Here is a 16,478-nt window from a genome sequence, read left to right as displayed (position 1 = left end):
TGCGCTTAGCGCTGCACGGCGCGCGCCGCGATGAAAGCACGAAGCTCAGCGGCATCGTCAGCCATCTCCGTGACGCGCTGCGGCAGCTCAAGCAGCCCTGCGAGGTGCTCCGGCATACCGAGACGCTGACCGGTCGCCTCGAAGACGATGTCGGGGAACTTCTCGGGTTTCGCCGTTTCGAGCACCAGCATGGGCACTCCGGCTTCGAGATGCTCACGCGCGACCTTAACGCCGTCGGCCGTGTGCGGGTCAATCAAGATGCCGCTGCCCGCGAAGACCGAGCGAATGGTGTCGACGCGATCCGCATGGGTGCTCGTGCCGCTCTGCAGCCCGAACTCGGCTTCGAAGCGCGGCAGTTCGGCGGTGAGGTCGATGCGCCCCGTCTCGTCGAGTTCGCGCCAGGCCGCTGCCAAGCGCTCGGCGTCGCGTCCGAGCAGATCGAAGATGAAGCGCTCGAGATTTGACGCCTTCGAGATATCCATGGACGGGCTCGACGTCGCATGCGTATCGGCTGCACTGCGCGGTGCGTAGACCCCGGAGCGGAAGAACTCGTCGAGCACATTGTTCTCGTTGGCGGCGAGGACGAGCCGGCGCAGGGGCAGGCCCATGGACTTGGCCAGGTGCCCCGACAGGATGTTCCCGAAGTTGCCCGACGGCACCGTGACCGAGACCTCGAACGACGCGCGATCGGCCGCGGCAACCGCGTCGCTCGCGCGCAGCCACGCCCAGAAGTAGTAGACGAGCTGCGCGCTGATGCGGCCCAAGTTGATGGAGTTGACCGTGCCGAGCTCGTGCGTGCGCTTGAAGTCGAGATCTCCTGAGAGCGCCTTAACGAGATTCTGGCAGTCGTCGAAGACGCCCTCGACAGCGATGTTGTGGATGTTCGCATCGTCGAGCGAGTACATCTGCGCACGCTGGAAGTCGCTCATGCGCCCCTGGGGAGACAGCATGAAGACGGCGATGCCCTCTTTGCCGCGGAGGGCGTACTCCGCGGCCGACCCGGTATCGCCCGAGGTCGCGCCGATGATGTTGAGCGCGCGATCGCTGCGCGCGAGCACGTACTCGAGTGACTGACCGAGGAACTGCATCGCCATGTCTTTGAACGCCAGCGTCGGCCCTTCGGAGAGGCCGACCAGAGTGATCTCATCATCGAGCTTCGTGAGCGGAACGATCTGCTCGGAGACGAACTTCTCAGCGCTGTAGGCCGCGCGCATCATCTCATCGAGATCTGCTCGAGGAATATCGGTGGCGAACCGGCTCAAAATCTCAGCGGCGAGCTCGGGGTAGCTCAACGAGCGCCATGACTCGATCTCGGCCGCGGTCACCTTCGGCAGCGTCTCCGGAACGACGAGACCGCCATCTGTCGCGAGCCCCTCAAGCAGGATCGCGCTGTACGGTGCCGGCTCCATGCCGCCGCGGGTCGAGATGTACTTCACCGATGCTCCTTACGGTCGTAGAAACACCAGTCTATGGGTCGCACCGTCACCAGGAGACGGGCAGGGCCTTCCCCTCCTCGTAGCCGGCAGCCGACTGCAGCCCGACTCGGGCGCGCACGTGGAACTCGGCGACCGTGCCCGCGCCCGCGTAGGTGAACGAGGAGCGCACCCCCGAGGTGATCATGTCGACGAGATCTTCGACGCTCGGACGCTGCGGGTCCAGATAGATCTTCGACGACGAGATGCCCTCGGCGAAGAGTTCTTTGCGCGCGAGGTCGTAGGCGTCGAGACCGCCGAAGCGCCCCTGCACCGCCTTCGTCGATGCCATGCCCCACGATTCCTTGTACTGGCGGCCGTCTGCATCGGCGTGCATCTCTCCGGGTGATTCCGCGGTGCCGGCGAACCACGATCCGATCATGATCGACGCGGCTCCGGCGGCCAGGGCAAGGGCGACGTCACGCGGGTACCGCACCCCTCCGTCGGCCCACACGTGCGCGCCGAGCTCTCGGGCCGCCTGAGCGGATTCGAGCACCGCCGAGAACTGGGGCCGCCCGACTGCGGTCATCATGCGCGTCGTGCACATGGCGCCCGGCCCGACGCCGACCTTCAGAATCGTCGCGCCCGCGTTCACGAGATCGTGCACACCCTCGGCCGTCACGATGTTGCCCGCGACGATCGGGAGGCCCAGGTCGAGCGCGGCGATCGCATCCAGCGCGCGCAGCATTCCGCTCTGGTGCCCGTGCGCGGTATCGACGACGAGCACATCGGCGCCCGCATCGGCGAGCGCGCGGGCCTTCGATGCTGCGTCGCCGTTAATGCCCACCGCCGCCGCGACCGCGAGACGGCCGTCGCGGTCGAGAGCGGGGCCGTAGATCGACGCCCGCAGGGCCGAACGACGCGACAGCGTGCCGAGCAGCATTCCGTCGCGCACGACGCACACAAGGTCGGCGGCGCCACCAGGATTTGCGGCCAGCGCGGCGTCCACGGCGTCGAAGGCTGCCCGGGCGTTGCCCAGTTCTGATTCGTCGAGGGTGACGGTCTGCGCGTGCAGCAGATCACCGAGACGCGCATCAGCGGGCACCGACGCGAGTCGGCTCGCGCTCAGGGTGCCCCGCACGCTGCCGATCGGGATCGCCCCACCGAATCCGCCTTCGGCGTGAACGGGCGCATCGGCCACGACGACTGACTGCCCCTCGGCGCGCGGGATCCATCTCAGTGCGTCGGCGGCCGTCGCGTCGGGAGCGAGCACGATTGGCGCATCGACGGACACCGGCGCTGCCTTCACCTGCGCGATCGCCCGGGTGGTCTGCTGCAGCGACAGGTCTTGCGGCAATACGGCCAGACCACCGCGACGCGCGAGCACTGCCGCGAGGCGAGGCCCGGTGACCGAGTTCATATTCGCTGCCACCAGCGGAATCGTGGCCGGCGTGCCATCGCCCGGTGCGAGCGAGACGTCGAGTCGGCTGCGCACGTCCGAGTGCCGGGGCACCAGGAAGACATCCGAGTAGGTGAGATCGACCGTGGGTAATGCTCCGAGGAACTCCATGTGCTCCACGCTAGGCCATGGAGTCGTGCGGCACCCCGGAGCACTGGAATTTCGCTCAGTACATTCGCGAAAGCGGCGTGCTCGAGCACCGATGCCTCCCACTGGGCTCATCCACAGGATCACCACTGTTCGGGCAGGACTGCGTCTAGAATTATTTCCGTGCAGCGGGGAAACAGCTGCGCGAACCGGGGTCCCGCACGTCTGTTGACGCGGTGGATCGGCCCAGGGGAAGCCGATCAACTCAGAAGGAGCATGACGCTCATGTCCGATCCCAATCTGCCGAGCGACTCGAACGCATCGCGGCCGAGCGACGCCAACGACGCGCAGCCGACAACGCCACTACTGCCTCCGAACATTTCGGAGCCGCAGCCCACGTCGAAGCTGCCGACCGACTTCGTGCCGGGCGCACCGGTGCCGCCGCCGGCCTCCCCCGCGTTTGAGCCCACCGCTCCCCCGGCTCCGGCCGCGGCTCAGGGCGTTGTGCCTCCGCAGTCTCCGACGTACGGCCAGCCCGGCCCCGGCGCACCGGTGACGCCCACCGGCGCACCTCAGCCTCAGCAGACCTACGGTGCGGTGCCGCCCGCCGCGGACGCACCGCCCGTGCCGCCGAACCTGCAGTACCCGCAGCCTGCCTACGCCGCAGGCGGGTACCCGGCGCCGAAGAAGATGGGGCTCGCGATCTCCGCGCTCATCGTCGGTATCGTGAGCCTGCTGTTCTGCTTCGTTCCCTTCATCGGAAACGCCATCGGCATTCTCGGCGGCATCACCGCCGTCGTGCTCGGCATCCTCGCCATCAAGAAGGCGCAGTCTAAGGGCATGTCGATCACCGGCATCATCACGGGCGGCATCGCCACGCTCATCGCCGTCGCCGGGATCATCTTCTGGGTGTTCTTCATCGGCGCTGCCGTCAACTCGACGAACTCCGCCCTCAGCGATCTGGAAGACTACTCGAGCTCGCTGCCGACCGACGGCAGCGATGGATTCACCGCCGACGTCGCGTCGGACGCGGCCGCCAGCGCCGCCGCGGATATCTCGGCGAACGCGGCCTCGGAAGGCGCGTCGAACGGCGCGTCCGACGGTGCCGCCGATGGCCTTGACGAGTACTACTCCGAGCTCGGCATCGAAGCGGGTGAGCGTTCGCCCGAGTTCTGCGCGGCCTTCAACGACTTCGTGTCAGCACCCGTGACCGAGGACGCTCGCCCCGGTTGGATCAGCGCGCTCGAGAAGCTCGCGACGATCGACAGCCCGAACCAGGCGGTCTATGAGCGCTACCTCGAGATCACGACGAACGGCATCGATGCGGGAGCCACTTCGGGCGACGGCGAGGCGTTCGCCGAGGCGGTCACCAACGATGGAGTGAGCTGCTACTAAGCCGCACGTCGGCAGCCTGCAGGTACAGGCCGCCACTCATTAACGAACGAAAGGACCCCACATGTTCAAGGGATTCAGAGACTTCATTCTGCGCGGCAACGTGATCGAGCTCGCGGTCGCCGTGGTCATCGGCGCCGCATTCAACGCGGTCGTGCAGAAGGTGGTCGATTCGCTGATCAACCCGATCATCGGTGCGGCGTTCCAAGCGGACACGCTCGATGGAGCACTCAAGGTCGGCCTCCCCGGCCCCAACGGGGGTGAGATCGCGTTCGGCGCGGTGATCGGCGCGATCCTGAACTTCGTGATCGTCGCCGCGGTGGTGTACTTCGTGTTCGTGCTGCCGATGAACAAGCTGCGCCCGAAGGTGCCCGAGGCGCCGACCGGCCCGAGCGACGTCGACCTGCTCGGCGAGATCCGCGATCTGCTCAAGGCTCAGGCGGAGGGACAGACGCAGGCTCCGGCCGCCGCTCCGGCAACAAACGCCGATGAGGCAACCGGAGGCCCAGCGCACAAGCACTGAGCTGCACCGCACCGTGAATCGGTGTCACTTTCTGCGCGAACTGAAACATCTTTCGCACAGAAAGTGACACCGATTTCGCGTATGAGCCGGGGCGACGGGCGCCCCAGTCGCAGGGCTAAGCCGTCAGGCGTCGTGCACGTTCACCCGGGCGAGGAACAGTGCCTCGGTCAGCAGCGCCTTGCGGAACGACTCGAGGTGCAGCGACTCGTTCGGGCTGTGCGCACGGCCGTCGGGGTCTTCGACGCCAGTCACCAGGATCTGCGCGGCCGGGAACTCCTCGACGAGCTCGGCGATGAACGGGATCGACCCGCCGACACCGATGTCGACGGGCTCGCGCTCCCAGGCGTCAGCCATCGCGCCGCGCACGTCGGCGACGGCCCAGCCACTGGTGTCGACCTGGAAGGCTTGGCCGAGCCCCGGATCTTCGAAGGTGAGCTTCGCACCGAACGGCGCGCGCTGCTCGAGGTGCTGGGTGAGCGCGGTGTACGCCGCGCTCGGATCCTGCCCCGGCGCGATGCGGGCGCTGATGCGCACCCGCACACTCGGAATCAGCGTGTTCGACGCGTTGGCGACGTCGGGCACGTCGATGCCGGTGATCGAGATCGCGGGCTGCGCCCAAAGGCGAGAGAGGATCTCCCCGCGACCGATGGGGCTCACGCCCTCGAGCAGTCCGGTCTCGAGGCGCAGGCGATCCTCGTCGTACGCCGGCACGTCGAGTTCCGAGGAGCCGAGCCCCTCGACGGCAACCGCGCCATCCGCGTCCCACAGCGTGTCGAGCAGGCGCACCGCCGCGAGCATTGCATCGGGCACTGCGCCACCGAACATGCCGGAGTGCGAGGCGCGGTCGAGGGTCTCGATGCGCACGTTGAACGCGACGGCGCCGCGCAGCGCGACGGTGAGCGCGGGCGTCACCTCGTCCCAGTTGCTCGAGTCGGCGACAATGATCGCGTCGGCGGCGAGCAGATCGCGGTTCTCGCGCAGGAAGTTGCCGAATGACTGCGACGCCCACTCTTCTTCGCCCTCGATGAACAAGGCGATGCCGAGGTCGAGCTCGCGACCCTCGGCTTCCGCAGCAGCGGCGAGGGCCCGGATCGCGCCGATGTGCGCCATCACGCCGGCCTTGTCGTCGGCGGCACCGCGACCGTAGAGACGGCCGTTGCGGAAGGTCGGTTCGAATGCCGGGGACTCCCAATCGGCGTCTTTGCCCGGGGGCTGCACGTCGTGGTGCGCGTACAGCAGCACGGTCGGGCGGCCGTTCTTTGCCTCGCGCCGCGCCACAACGGCGGGATGACCGAGCTCGGTGCCGCCCTCGATCGGCGCGCGACGGACGTCGACGACGTCGAAGACACCGACCTCGCGCAGCAGTTCGGCGATGGCCTCGGCGCTCGCCGCGACGTGCGCCGGGTCGAACGCCGGCCAGGAGACGGACGGAATGCGCACGAGGCGCTGCAAGTCGTCGAGCGTACGCTCGTGCCCCGCCGTCGCCGCGGCGCGAATGGCCGCCTCGAAGGTGGACTGCTGCTGGTCGGTCATGTGCGCCTGCCTTCCCGCGGGGGTCGCCCGCGATGGGATATCGATGCGATGACCCGTCGATTCGGGCCGCGAATCCAGCCTATCCCCGAGGTCACCGACCCACGAGTTCCCTGCCTTTCCCGCTGATGCAGAATCTCGCCCACGCCTCACCTGCCCGCAGTAGCATGACGCCATGACACTCCAGATCGACACCGTGCTCGAAGCACAGGGCCCGGCAACGGCCATCGAACTCACGGACGCCCAGGTCGAGGCGCTGGGCGGCGGGGGTCGTGCCGCCGTGCGCGTCACCATCGCGGATCGCACCGCCAGGTTGCGGCTCGGACGCATGGGCGGGCGCAACCTGATCGGCCTGTCGAAGGCCGCGCGCGCGGAGCTCGGCGTCGAGATCGGCGACGCGGTGTCGGCGACGATCGAGCTCGACACCGCGGAGCGCGAGGTGGAGGTACCCGAGGATCTCGCGACGGCGCTCGAGGGCGCCGGCCTCCGCGGTGCGTTCGATGCGCTCGCGTTCACCCACCGCAAGGAGCACGCACGCTCGGTGACCGAGACGAAGCGCGCCGAGACCCGTGAGCGCCGGGTCGCCGCGGTGATCGCGAAGCTCGGAGGCGACGCGGCTTAACGCGAATCCGGCTCGCGGTTCGGGTCGGCGCCAACTTTTCCGGAAGCGTCCACTGCGTCGGCTCCGGCTTCTGAGGCCGCGGCGGAGCGCGCCGCCTTCGCGAGCTCCTGCTGCTCCGCGTCTTGGGCGTCGCGCAGTTCTCGGGTCGCGGCCTGCACGAGCTCCTCGGCACGGCGACGCCGGTGCTGCGCGAGCGTCTCGGCGCCGAACTTCTCGCGCACGCGATCGCGATCTTCAGCGGTGGCCGTGATGATGACGCTGCTGGCGATGAGGATCACCTGCACCGACAGATTGATCCAGAGGAGCAGTGCAATGAGTGCCGCGAACGAACCGAGCAGCGGGTTCGACGTCGCGCCGCGCACGAAGAGGCCCGAAAGCTCTTGCAGCACGACGAGGCCGACGCCGCCGATGACCGCCCCGCTCCACAGCGCTCGCGCCGGTGCGCGCACGCCCGAGAGCACGCGGAACACGAGCGCGATCGCGATCGTGTCGATGACGAAGACGATGAGCACGCCGAAGATGCGCGTCACCGTCTCTGCGACGGGTCCGTCGCCGATCCCGATCCACGACAGCACCGCCGAGATGCCGACGGACCCGACGACGCTCAACACCGCGGCGCCCGCGAGCAGACCGCCGAAGACGACCGCGACGAGCAGGTTGCGCAGGATCCCCCACACCACGAAGACATCGTCGTGGATCTCGTCGGCCAGCGTGCGGAGCGCCGTGCGCAGGCTGCCGATAGCGCTGATCGCGGCCCCGACGAGACCGAGTAGCGAGATGATGCCGGCGATCGTGAACCCGACGGGCGCGATCTCGGTCGTGTTGACGAGACCGCCGATGCCGGGGATGACGCGATCGAGGGTGTCAACCAGCAACGCCATTGCGTCAGGGTTCGACCCCAGCCAGAGCGCGGCGATCGAGAAGCCGAGCAGAATGCCGGCGAACACACTGAACAGCGCGCGATAGGTGATGCTGTTGGCGAGCATCGACCCCCGGTGCTCGCTGTATCGCAGGAACGCGCGCACGAGTCGCAGGCGGAGCGCACGCGCGATGAGCTTCGGAACGAACCCGCGCTCTTCGACGGGCGGAGCCCCGCCGAGGTCGCTCGCTGCGCCTGCCGCGGACGAGGCCGCAGACGAGGCCGGAGGCGATGCCGAGGGGCTCGGCGCTGCGTGCGTGCTCATGGTGCGTCCCTTCTGATGATCGGCTGCGGCCCCTGCCGAGCCGACCGGTTCACCGTACCGCCGACGGTATCCGGCGCGCGCGGGGGCGACAACCGGGTTTCCGCACGCGAACCGGGTACCGTACACTCCAGCCGTACCCTGTGGGTCGCCGTGGCGCCTCGCGCTCGGGCCCACCACACCTCGCGAGACGGAGCCCGCCATGTCGATGACCGACGACCTGCTCGGCATGAGCCAGGCCACGACGCTCGCGCAGATCCTCGGTGCCGCGCACGCGGGGAAGCCCGGCTCCGGAGGCGCAGCTACTACGACCTCAGCCGTAGCCCCGGAGATGTCAGCCGCCGCGCAGTCGCTCGCCGGACTCGGGCTCAGCGAACGCGCACGAGCGCTCGCGAGCGCCATCGAAGCCGACTTCGGTCGCGACCCCGTGCGTATCGCGGCGCTCACTCGGAACGCGCTCGCCGATGACGAATTCACCGGCTGGATGCTGTGGCCCGCGGGGCTCGCCGTCGCACGCACGGCCGTCGCCCGTGATGACGCGCACGCGTTCGACGACGCGCTCACGGTGCTGCGCGAACTCACCCCGCGTATGACCTCCGAGTTCGCCATCCGGCCGCTCCTGCTGCACGATCTGGATCGCGCGCTGCCCCAACTACTCGAGTGGACGCGGCACGACGACTGGAATGTGCGTCGCCTCGCCTCCGAGGGCAGCCGCCCGCTACTCCCCTGGGCCGAGCGCATCCCCGCCCTCGTCGCCGACCCGGTGCGCAGCCGGTCGATCCTCGACGCGCTCTACGACGACCCCGAGGAGTCGGTGCGCCGATCCGTCGCGAACCACCTCAACGATCACAGCCGCGCGCACGCGGCGCACGTGGTCGACGCGGTCACCGCGTGGCGCACGAGCGGCGGCACGCACGTCGAGCGCACCGCTCGCCACGCCCTCCGCACGCTCGTGAAGCGCGGGGATGTCGGCGCACTCGCGTTTCTGGGGTTCGGTGCCGTCGAGATCTCGGTCGCGCCGCTCGTGCTGACATCGGAGCAGGTGCCGCTCGGCGGAGAGATCGGATTCGCGGACGAGCTCACGAACGTCGGCGATACGATCGCTCCCGTCATCGTCGATTACGTGCTCGGCTTCCCGGATGCGCGTGGCGGCGAGCGGCGCAAGGTGTTCAAGCTCGTGCAGCGCGAGCTCGCCCCCGGGGAGTCCGTGACCGTCAGCGGGGCGCAGTCCTTTCGCCCCCTCACGACACGGCGCTACTATCCGGGCGCGGCGTGGGTCGCATTGCAGGTCAACGGCGTGGTGCAGGATCGCGCGGCGTTCGAGCTGGTCGACTCGGATGGCGCGGCGCGCTCGTGACCGAAGCACACCAGATCGACGCGCACATGGCCAATACACAGACGCCAGGCGATCCGCCCGCGATTCCGAAGCGCGACCTGAAGCGCGAGCTCGATGCGTATCGGGCGAAGCCGGGAGAGTTTCGGGTGCTCGAAGTGCCGTCCCAGCGGGCCGTGATGATCGACGGGCACGGCGATCCGAACGTCGACCCGGCGTATGCGGCCGCCGTTGCCGCGCTCTACCCGCTCGCCTACGCGGTGAAGTTCGCGAGCAAACGGGAACTCGGTCGCGATTACACCGTGATGCCGCTCGAGGGTCTCTGGTGGGCCGACGACTACGCCTCGTTCACGACCGCTCGCGACAAGAGCCAGTGGCGTTGGACGCTGCTGATCGTGCAGCCCGATTGGATCGACGCCGCACTCGTCGAGACCGCTCGGGCGCGGGTCGCTGCAAAGCCCGACGCTCCGGCGCGGCTCGCAGACGTGCGCTTCGAGACGATCTCGGAGGGCCGCTGCGTGCAGACGCTGCACGTCGGCTCGTACGACGATGAGGCGCCGGTGCTCGCGCAAATGCACGACGTGTTCATGCCGTCGCAGGGCCTGCGCCCGCGTGGAACGCATCACGAGATCTACCTGTCGGATCCGAGGCGCACCGCACCCTGCTGGCTGCGCACGATTCTGCGCCAGCCCGTCGAAGATGCCGGCACAGCGACCGCGCCCGACATCGCCTAGGCCGAGCGTGCCGCCCGTGCTGCCCGCGCACCCCAGCGGCCTTCGGCGTGCGTCACCTCGATGGGGTAGGCAAACGCTCGGGAGATGATCTCGGTGGTGACGACGTCGCCGACCCGGCCCGCCTCGACGACCGCACCCTCCGCGATCGCAACGGCGTGCGTGGTGGTCTCGGGAAGCTCCTCGAGATGGTGCGTCACCAAGATCGTGGTGAGTTCGGGCGACTCCACCGCGAGCCCGTCGACGGTTTCGAGGAACTGCTCGCGCGCAGCGACATCGAGGCCCGTGGTCGGTTCGTCGAGCAGCAATAGCTCGGGCTGCGCGATCAGGGCCCGAGCAATCAGCGCACGACCGCGTTCCCCCTGCGACATGACCGGCCAGATCGCATCACGCCGGTGCGCGAGCCCCACCGCCGCGAGCCCCGCATCGGCACGGGCGATGTCGTCGGTCGACGCTGCCCAGCGCATCGGCAACTCGATGGTGCCGGTGATACCGGTGAGCACGACCTCCCGCGCCGTCAGCGCCGACCGCACCGGGTGCCGCGGGTTCACGTGCCCGATGTACCGACGCAGCTCCGAGAGGTCGACCCGACCTAAGCGGCGCCCGAGGATGTCCACGCTGCCCGACGTCGGATGCGTTTGCGCGCCGCAGAATCCGAGGATCGTGCTCTTGCCCGCGCCGTTCGGCCCGAGTAGCGCCCAGCGCTCCCCGCGTCGCACCGTGAGATCGACTCCGTGCAGGATGTCGGACCCATTGCGGCGGAAGACGATGTCGCGGAGTTCGAGCACCGGCGGTGCCAGGTTGGGAGCAGGGTGCGGGGTCACGCGAGGGCCTCCTTCAGTGCCTCGAGGTGGGCGCGACTGAGCGAGCGCGCGGCATCGGCATCGCGCAACACCACCGCCTCGGCGAGCTCGGTGTGGGCTCGGTGATCCGCATCGCCGCCGAACACCCCGCGAATACGGAGCATCTCGATCATGGCGCGACGGGTGCGCGGGGTGAAGCCGTCGAAGAGTTCGAGCAGGATCGGATTGTGCGACGCGGCGACGATGGCGCGGTGCAGTGCGGTGTCGGCGTCGACATGAGCCTCCAGGTCGGCGCGCTGCGCGTCGCGAGCGGCGAGCGCGGCTCGGATGGCGCGCACGTCAGCGGCGGTGCGCCGCTCTGCGGCGAGCGCGGCGGCCTCGGTCTCAATGCCGCTGCGAGCTTCGATGACGGAGACGATGTCGGCGCGCAGCAGCACGACATCCCAGTCTTCGCGGGCGTCGAGGGCGGTGACAAAGACGCCGGCGCCCTGTCGGGTGGCGAGCAGGCCGCGACCGGCGAGCTGGCGGATGGCTTCGCGGACTGTGGAGCGGCCGACACCGAGCTGCGGCGCGAGCGTCGTCTCACCCGGGAGCTTCTGCCCCAGTTCCCACTCACCGCTGCGGATGCGCGCGAGAAGCAGGTCGGCGGCCTGGTCGGCCAGCGGTGCGCGGCGCTCGACGTGGGAGGAGGTCGGGGCTGACATGCACCTGAGCCTATCACTCCGCTACTTGTCTGAGGAGTTGTGCTACGCTCGTCGCCATGCGCCCCACCACGCTGCTCCTGCTTCGACGCCACGACGAGACCTAGCCCGGCCGGCTCCTCGTCGTGGTGGCATTCGTGCCGGCCCGCACGATCGAACCGAACGGAGCCCCGCATGTCTCTCATCACTCGCCCCACTGACCCCGCGCAGCCGACGGCCAGAAATCGCTGGAACCGCCAGACCCCCTCGGCGATGCCCTCGCACCGCTACCGCGACGCCTTCGCACGCGTGGCGATCCCGCACCCTGCGCCGAGCGCAACCCGCGCCTGGCCCGACGCCCGCCTCACCGAGGCGCCGCTCTGGGTGCCCGTCGACCTGCGCGACGGCAATCAGGCGCTCGCCGAACCCATGGACCCCGAGCGCAAGCGCCGGTTCTTCGAGCTCATGGTGCGGATGGGCTACCGCGAGATCGAGGTCGGCTACCCGTCGGCCTCGCAAACCGACTACGACTTCGTGCGCCTGATCGCCGAGACCGATATCGCACCTGACAACGTCACCATCGTGGTGTTCACCCCCGCGCGACGCGACCTGATCGAGCGCACCGTCGCGTCCATCGCAGGCATCACGAACGACGTCGTGATCCACATGTACACGGCGACCGCTCCCGCCTGGCGCGACACAGTGCTCGGTCGGGATCGCACGGCTCTGCGCGAACTGATTCTCGATGGCGGCCGCGACCTGGTGGAACTGGCGGGCCACCTCCCCAACGTGCGCTTCCAATTCTCCCCCGAGGTCTTCAACCTGACCGAGCCCGACTACGTGGTCGAGATCTGCGACGCGATCACCGAACTGTGGGATGCGCGCCCAGAGCGCCCGGTGATCCTGAACCTTCCCGCCACCGTCGAGATCGCGACCCCCAACGTGTACGCCGACCAGATCGAGTACATGCACCGCACGCTCGCCCGGCGCGACGGCGTCATCCTCTCGGTGCACCCGCACAATGACCGCGGCACCGGCATCGCGTGCGCAGAACTGGCGGTGCTCGCGGGGGCGCAGCGAGTCGAAGGGTGCATCTTCGGCAACGGCGAGCGCACCGGCAACGTCGATATCGCGACACTCGCCCTCAACCTGCACGCGCAGGGCATCGACCCGATGATCGACTTCTCAGACATCGACGAGGTACGCCGCACGGTGGAGTACTGCAACCGCATCGAGGTGCACCCCCGGCACCCGTATGTCGGCGACCTCGTGCACACGGCCTTCAGCGGCACCCACCAGGATGCCATCAAGAAGGGCTTCGCTGAGCACCGCGCCCGGGCCGCAGCCTCCGGAGTCCCCGAGCACGAGGCCGAGTGGCGCGTGCCCTACCTGCCCATCGACCCGGCCGACATCGGGCGCAACTACGATGCGGTGATCCGCGTGAATTCCCAGTCGGGCAAGGGCGGCATCGCGTACCTGCTCGAGGCGGCGTACGGCATCGAGTTGCCCCGTCGGTTCCAGATCGAGCTGGCGCGGACGGTGCAGGCGCACACCGACCACAGCGGCGTCGAGGCGACCGCTCACGAGCTCTGGAGCGTACTGGAGCGAGAGTTCATCGCACCGGTGCCCGTCGACGACGCGACCCAAGGCATCAAGCTTGTCGCGTGCGAGGTGCGCAGTGCGTCGGGTACTGACGTCAGTTCCCCTTCTGGTGCGGGCACCGATGCAGGTTCCGGATCGCAGGTCGCGGTGACCCTCCGCGTTCCCGGCGGCAATGATTCGGGCCCCACTGACCCGCGCCTCAAGCAGCACACCTTCCCGGGCCTCGGCCCCGTCGAGGCGCTCACTGCCGCGCTCGCCGAGCACGGCGTCACGGTCGAGGTGCTCTCACTGCACCAGACGAGCGTCGGCTCGGGCAACGGCAGTCGCGCGCTCACCCTCGTGGAGTATCGCGGTGCGCATGGCGACGTGCGCTGGGCGGGCGGCCTCGACACCTCGATACTCGCCGCCACGACCGCCGCGGTGATGCGGGCGGCTGCAGCGTAAGCGCGCACTCGAGCTCACCTCGGGAAGGTGGGAGCGCCGTCGCATCAACCGCGGCGCTCCCACCCCGAGGGCTACGGTCGTGCGTTCTCCGAAGCCGACCCCAGAAGGTCATCGACTCCTGCCGCGTCGCCCGTCACGGTTGACCGTCGCCGACGCCCCGCGGCAACGAGGAGCGCACCCGCCGCAAGAACCACGATGGCACCTGCCCCGAGCACCCAGGGCAGCATCCCCGACGACCCCGTCACCGAGAGACCGTTCTTCGCGCCGGGAGCGCTCGCGGCGTTCGCACCAGCGGTGCCCGAGCCCGCCACCCCCGAGCCGGCCGCGCCAACATCACTGCCTGCAGCTGCGGTGCCGGTGGCCCCGCCCGTGGCACCCACTCCCGAATCCGCACCGGCACCCGCGTCCGCGGTTCCCGTGGCGGTGGCGCTCGCGGTCGCTCCGGCGGTGGCCCCGCCATCGGCATCCGCAGCAGCATCAACTGCGCTCGGAGCGGCAGCGACTTCGACGTCGCCCCAACCGATCAACTCGCCGACCGCAGACCGAATGGCGAGCTTGTGGCTGCGCAGTTCCGCATCGCTCGGAATCGTCACCGCGAAGGTGTTGCCGACCACCGGGCCGCTGCCGAGCTCAATCGGGTCAGAGAACAGCACCCCGCTAAACGTCTCACCGTCGTAGGCGTCGCTCGGCAGCGTCACCGTAATCGTCTGCCCCGGGTTCGCGGTAGCCGGGAGTTCGACCCCGCCGCGAGTCTCTTCCGTAAGGTCGTCCTCGGTGATCGGGGGAAGTGCAGCAGTCGAGTGCGCGACCGAGCACGAGGTGCACGTCACACCCAGCGTGTCCGCACGCGCCGCCACCTCGAACGCCGCACCGTGTGCCCGCTCGCCGATGTGGGCGACGAACGACACCGTAGCCGACGCCCCCAGCCCGGTCTCGGGCACCGTCCAGGTCAGGTGATCCCCCGTGAGCGAGAGCTCGGCCGGCAGCGTCGCGGCGTCGACGACGCCGGTGGGAAGCGCGCTCAGATCGACGGAGACGACGCTCCCGACCGCGGATACCTTGCCGGTGTTCAGCGCGGTGAGCGTATAGCTCACGTCGGACCCCACGGGCACCTCACCACCGGCAGGGTCACTCGCGAGTGCGAGATCAAGAGTTTCCTGCCAGGCCGGCTTGTCGGCGTCGAAGATCCAGTCCTGGAAAAACCCGCCCAGGTCGCGCCCCGAAAGTTCTTCGGCGAGTGCGCGGAACTCCGTCGTCGTCTGGCTTGTTCCGGCGTTGTCGGCGATCCAGGTCTTGATGAGTTCGTTGTACACGGGCGGAGTGAGCGCCTGCTTCAGGGCCTCGAACGTCATCGCGCCGCGGTTGTAGACCTGCCACCCGAACAGATCGGCGGGGTCGGTCATGGCCCCGGGAGGGGTCGCCCAGCGTGCGTGCGTCGCCGCAGTCGTGTTCCAGGAGTTGTAGTACGTGGTCGCCGTCGTGGTCGCGGAACCCTGCACCTCTTCGGCGTACATCGCCGACGAGTACGTGGCCATGCCCTCGCTGATCCAGATGCTGTTCCAGTCGGCGGGGCTCACCTCATCACCGAACCACTGGTGCGCGAGTTCGTGGACCAGTGTGCTGACGCTGACGTTACCCTCGAAGTACGAGCGATCCTGCGTCTCGAGCGCATACCCGAGACTCGTCACGTCGAACACGAGGCCGGTGCTGTTGCCGGGGTACGGCCCGTACTTTGTTTCCAGAAACTGGATCATCCCCTGGATCTGCCCGCGTCGAGTCGCAATCGTGTCTTTCAGCGACTGCCGCACCGACGAATCAACGAACGACCACTCCGGAATCACGCGACCATCGGTCAGGGTCACCGACGACTCGTGCACGTCGTAGTTGCCGATTGACAGCATGGTGACCATCGTGGCCATCTGCTTCTGCTGCTGCCACACCCACGTCGTCTCGCTGCCGTCACCCGACGGAGTACGCGATATCAATTCGCCGTTACTCGCCGCTGCGGCGTCCTTGCCGCCGATCTGCGTCGGGATCGTGATCGCGAAGTCGAACGTCGCCTTGTCCGCCGGGGTGTTGTTGCTCGGAATCCAGGTCATCGTGCCGACCGGCTGGCCGAGCGCAGTGGCTCCGTCGGATGTCGGCACCCAGCCTTCCGGTGACCCGTCGGGGTCAGTGTGCGTGACCGGGGTGCCCGAGTACGACACCGCGACGGTGAATTCTCCCGCAGCGACAGGTGCCGTCGGCGTGATGATCAACTTGTACGCGCTCGTCGCCGGATCCTCGGTACGCGTGAACGTCGCAGCATTGCCGTTGACCAGCACCGAATCGACGGTGAGTCCCTCGAAGTCGAGCGAGAAGGATCGCAGCGCCTCGGGCGCCTGCGCCGTGATCGTCGTGGTCGCGGTGATGGACCCATCGGCCACGTAGCGCAACTGCACGTCGTAATGGCTGACGTCATAGCCCGTGTTGCCGATGCCCGTGAAGAGCGAATCGCCGATGGATTGCCCACCGTCAATGGGCTCGGCAGCCTGCACCGCGGAGGTGCCGAGCGCAAGGCCCAGCGGAGCCGTCAGTGCCAGGCTGGCGGCCAGGGCGATCGCGCGGGTACGCCTCCGCGTTCGAAGATGGGCGCGCTGGGGAGCACGCCACAGAGAGGTGATCTGCATGGGTCACGCT

General features: G+C 68.6%; 13 protein-coding genes. 6 read left to right on the top strand and 7 right to left on the bottom strand.

Going from position 1 to position 16,478, the window contains the following annotated elements; genetic code table 11:
- Positions 1-5 precede the first annotated feature (5 nt).
- Positions 6-1,436: a threonine synthase gene (thrC, locus tag CH42_RS06670; RefSeq protein WP_053352425.1), complete on the bottom strand. Its 1,431-nt coding sequence runs from the start codon at positions 1,434-1,436 to the stop codon at positions 6-8.
- A gap of 46 nt (positions 1,437-1,482) precedes the next feature.
- On the bottom strand, positions 1,483-2,982 hold the full coding sequence (gene guaB1 / locus CH42_RS06665) for a GMP reductase (protein ID WP_053352424.1): 1,500 nt from the start codon (positions 2,980-2,982) through the stop codon (positions 1,483-1,485).
- Positions 2,983-3,243: 261 nt separating this feature from the next.
- Here guaB1 and CH42_RS06660 point away from each other — a divergent pair, with 261 nt between their 5' ends.
- Both CH42_RS06660 and mscL read left to right on the top strand, forming a co-directional pair.
- Positions 3,244-4,353 carry a DUF4190 domain-containing protein gene (locus CH42_RS06660; RefSeq protein ID WP_156322491.1) on the top strand — a complete coding sequence of 370 codons (1,110 nt, stop codon included), beginning with the start codon at positions 3,244-3,246 and terminating at the stop codon, positions 4,351-4,353.
- Positions 4,354-4,414: 61 nt separating this feature from the next.
- Positions 4,415-4,873, top strand: coding sequence for a large conductance mechanosensitive channel protein MscL (gene mscL, locus CH42_RS06655; protein ID WP_053352422.1), 459 nt, complete (start codon positions 4,415-4,417; stop codon positions 4,871-4,873).
- Between the two features lie 123 nt (positions 4,874-4,996).
- Here mscL and CH42_RS06650 read toward each other — a convergent pair whose 3' ends face one another.
- On the bottom strand, positions 4,997-6,406 hold the full coding sequence (locus tag CH42_RS06650) for a dipeptidase (protein WP_053352421.1): 1,410 nt from the start codon (positions 6,404-6,406) through the stop codon (positions 4,997-4,999).
- Positions 6,407-6,578: 172 nt separating this feature from the next.
- Here CH42_RS06650 and CH42_RS06645 point away from each other — a divergent pair, with 172 nt between their 5' ends.
- Positions 6,579-7,025: a YdeI/OmpD-associated family protein gene (locus tag CH42_RS06645; protein WP_053352420.1), complete on the top strand. Its 447-nt coding sequence runs from the start codon at positions 6,579-6,581 to the stop codon at positions 7,023-7,025.
- On the opposite strand, the gene CH42_RS06640 is transcribed toward CH42_RS06645, so the two are convergent.
- On the bottom strand, positions 7,022-8,209 hold the full coding sequence (locus tag CH42_RS06640; RefSeq protein WP_082309335.1) for a YihY/virulence factor BrkB family protein: 1,188 nt from the start codon (positions 8,207-8,209) through the stop codon (positions 7,022-7,024). The two genes, CH42_RS06645 and CH42_RS06640, sit on opposite strands and share 4 nt — an antisense overlap.
- A 199-nt stretch (positions 8,210-8,408) precedes the next feature.
- On the opposite strand from CH42_RS06640, the gene CH42_RS06635 reads away from it, so the two are divergent.
- Entirely contained in the window at positions 8,409-9,563 is a 1,155-nt protein-coding gene (locus CH42_RS06635; protein WP_053352419.1) for a DNA alkylation repair protein, read from the top strand.
- A 26-nt stretch (positions 9,564-9,589) separates the two neighbouring features.
- The gene (locus CH42_RS06630; RefSeq protein WP_053352460.1) at positions 9,590-10,273 is read left to right on the top strand and encodes a GyrI-like domain-containing protein; all 684 of its coding nucleotides are present in this window, start codon (positions 9,590-9,592) and stop codon (positions 10,271-10,273) included.
- Here the strand turns inward: CH42_RS06630 and CH42_RS06625 are convergent.
- Both CH42_RS06625 and CH42_RS06620 read right to left on the bottom strand, forming a co-directional pair.
- Positions 10,270-11,094, bottom strand: coding sequence for an ABC transporter ATP-binding protein (locus CH42_RS06625; RefSeq protein ID WP_239683971.1), 825 nt, complete (start codon positions 11,092-11,094; stop codon positions 10,270-10,272). The two genes, CH42_RS06630 and CH42_RS06625, sit on opposite strands and share 4 nt — an antisense overlap.
- Complete coding sequence (locus CH42_RS06620) at positions 11,091-11,777, bottom strand: FadR/GntR family transcriptional regulator (RefSeq protein WP_053352418.1); 687 nt, start codon at positions 11,775-11,777, stop codon at positions 11,091-11,093. Before CH42_RS06620 ends, CH42_RS06625 begins: the two co-directional genes overlap by 4 nt.
- A gap of 171 nt (positions 11,778-11,948) precedes the next feature.
- On the opposite strand from CH42_RS06620, the gene CH42_RS06615 reads away from it, so the two are divergent.
- Positions 11,949-13,799 (top strand): 2-isopropylmalate synthase, encoded by a 1,851-nt coding sequence (locus tag CH42_RS06615; RefSeq protein WP_053352417.1) that lies wholly within the window; start codon positions 11,949-11,951, stop codon positions 13,797-13,799.
- Between the two features lie 71 nt (positions 13,800-13,870).
- On the opposite strand, the gene CH42_RS06605 is transcribed toward CH42_RS06615, so the two are convergent.
- Positions 13,871-16,468 carry a M1 family metallopeptidase gene (locus CH42_RS06605; RefSeq protein ID WP_156322490.1) on the bottom strand — a complete coding sequence of 866 codons (2,598 nt, stop codon included), beginning with the start codon at positions 16,466-16,468 and terminating at the stop codon, positions 13,871-13,873.
- Positions 16,469-16,478 lie beyond the last annotated feature (10 nt).

This window comes from Leucobacter musarum subsp. musarum (assembly GCF_001273845.1).
Classification (GTDB): Bacteria; Actinomycetota; Actinomycetes; order Actinomycetales; family Microbacteriaceae; genus Leucobacter; species Leucobacter musarum.
The sequence above is the reverse complement of the archived record's forward strand: the minus strand, read 5'-3'. Positions and strand labels throughout refer to the sequence as shown.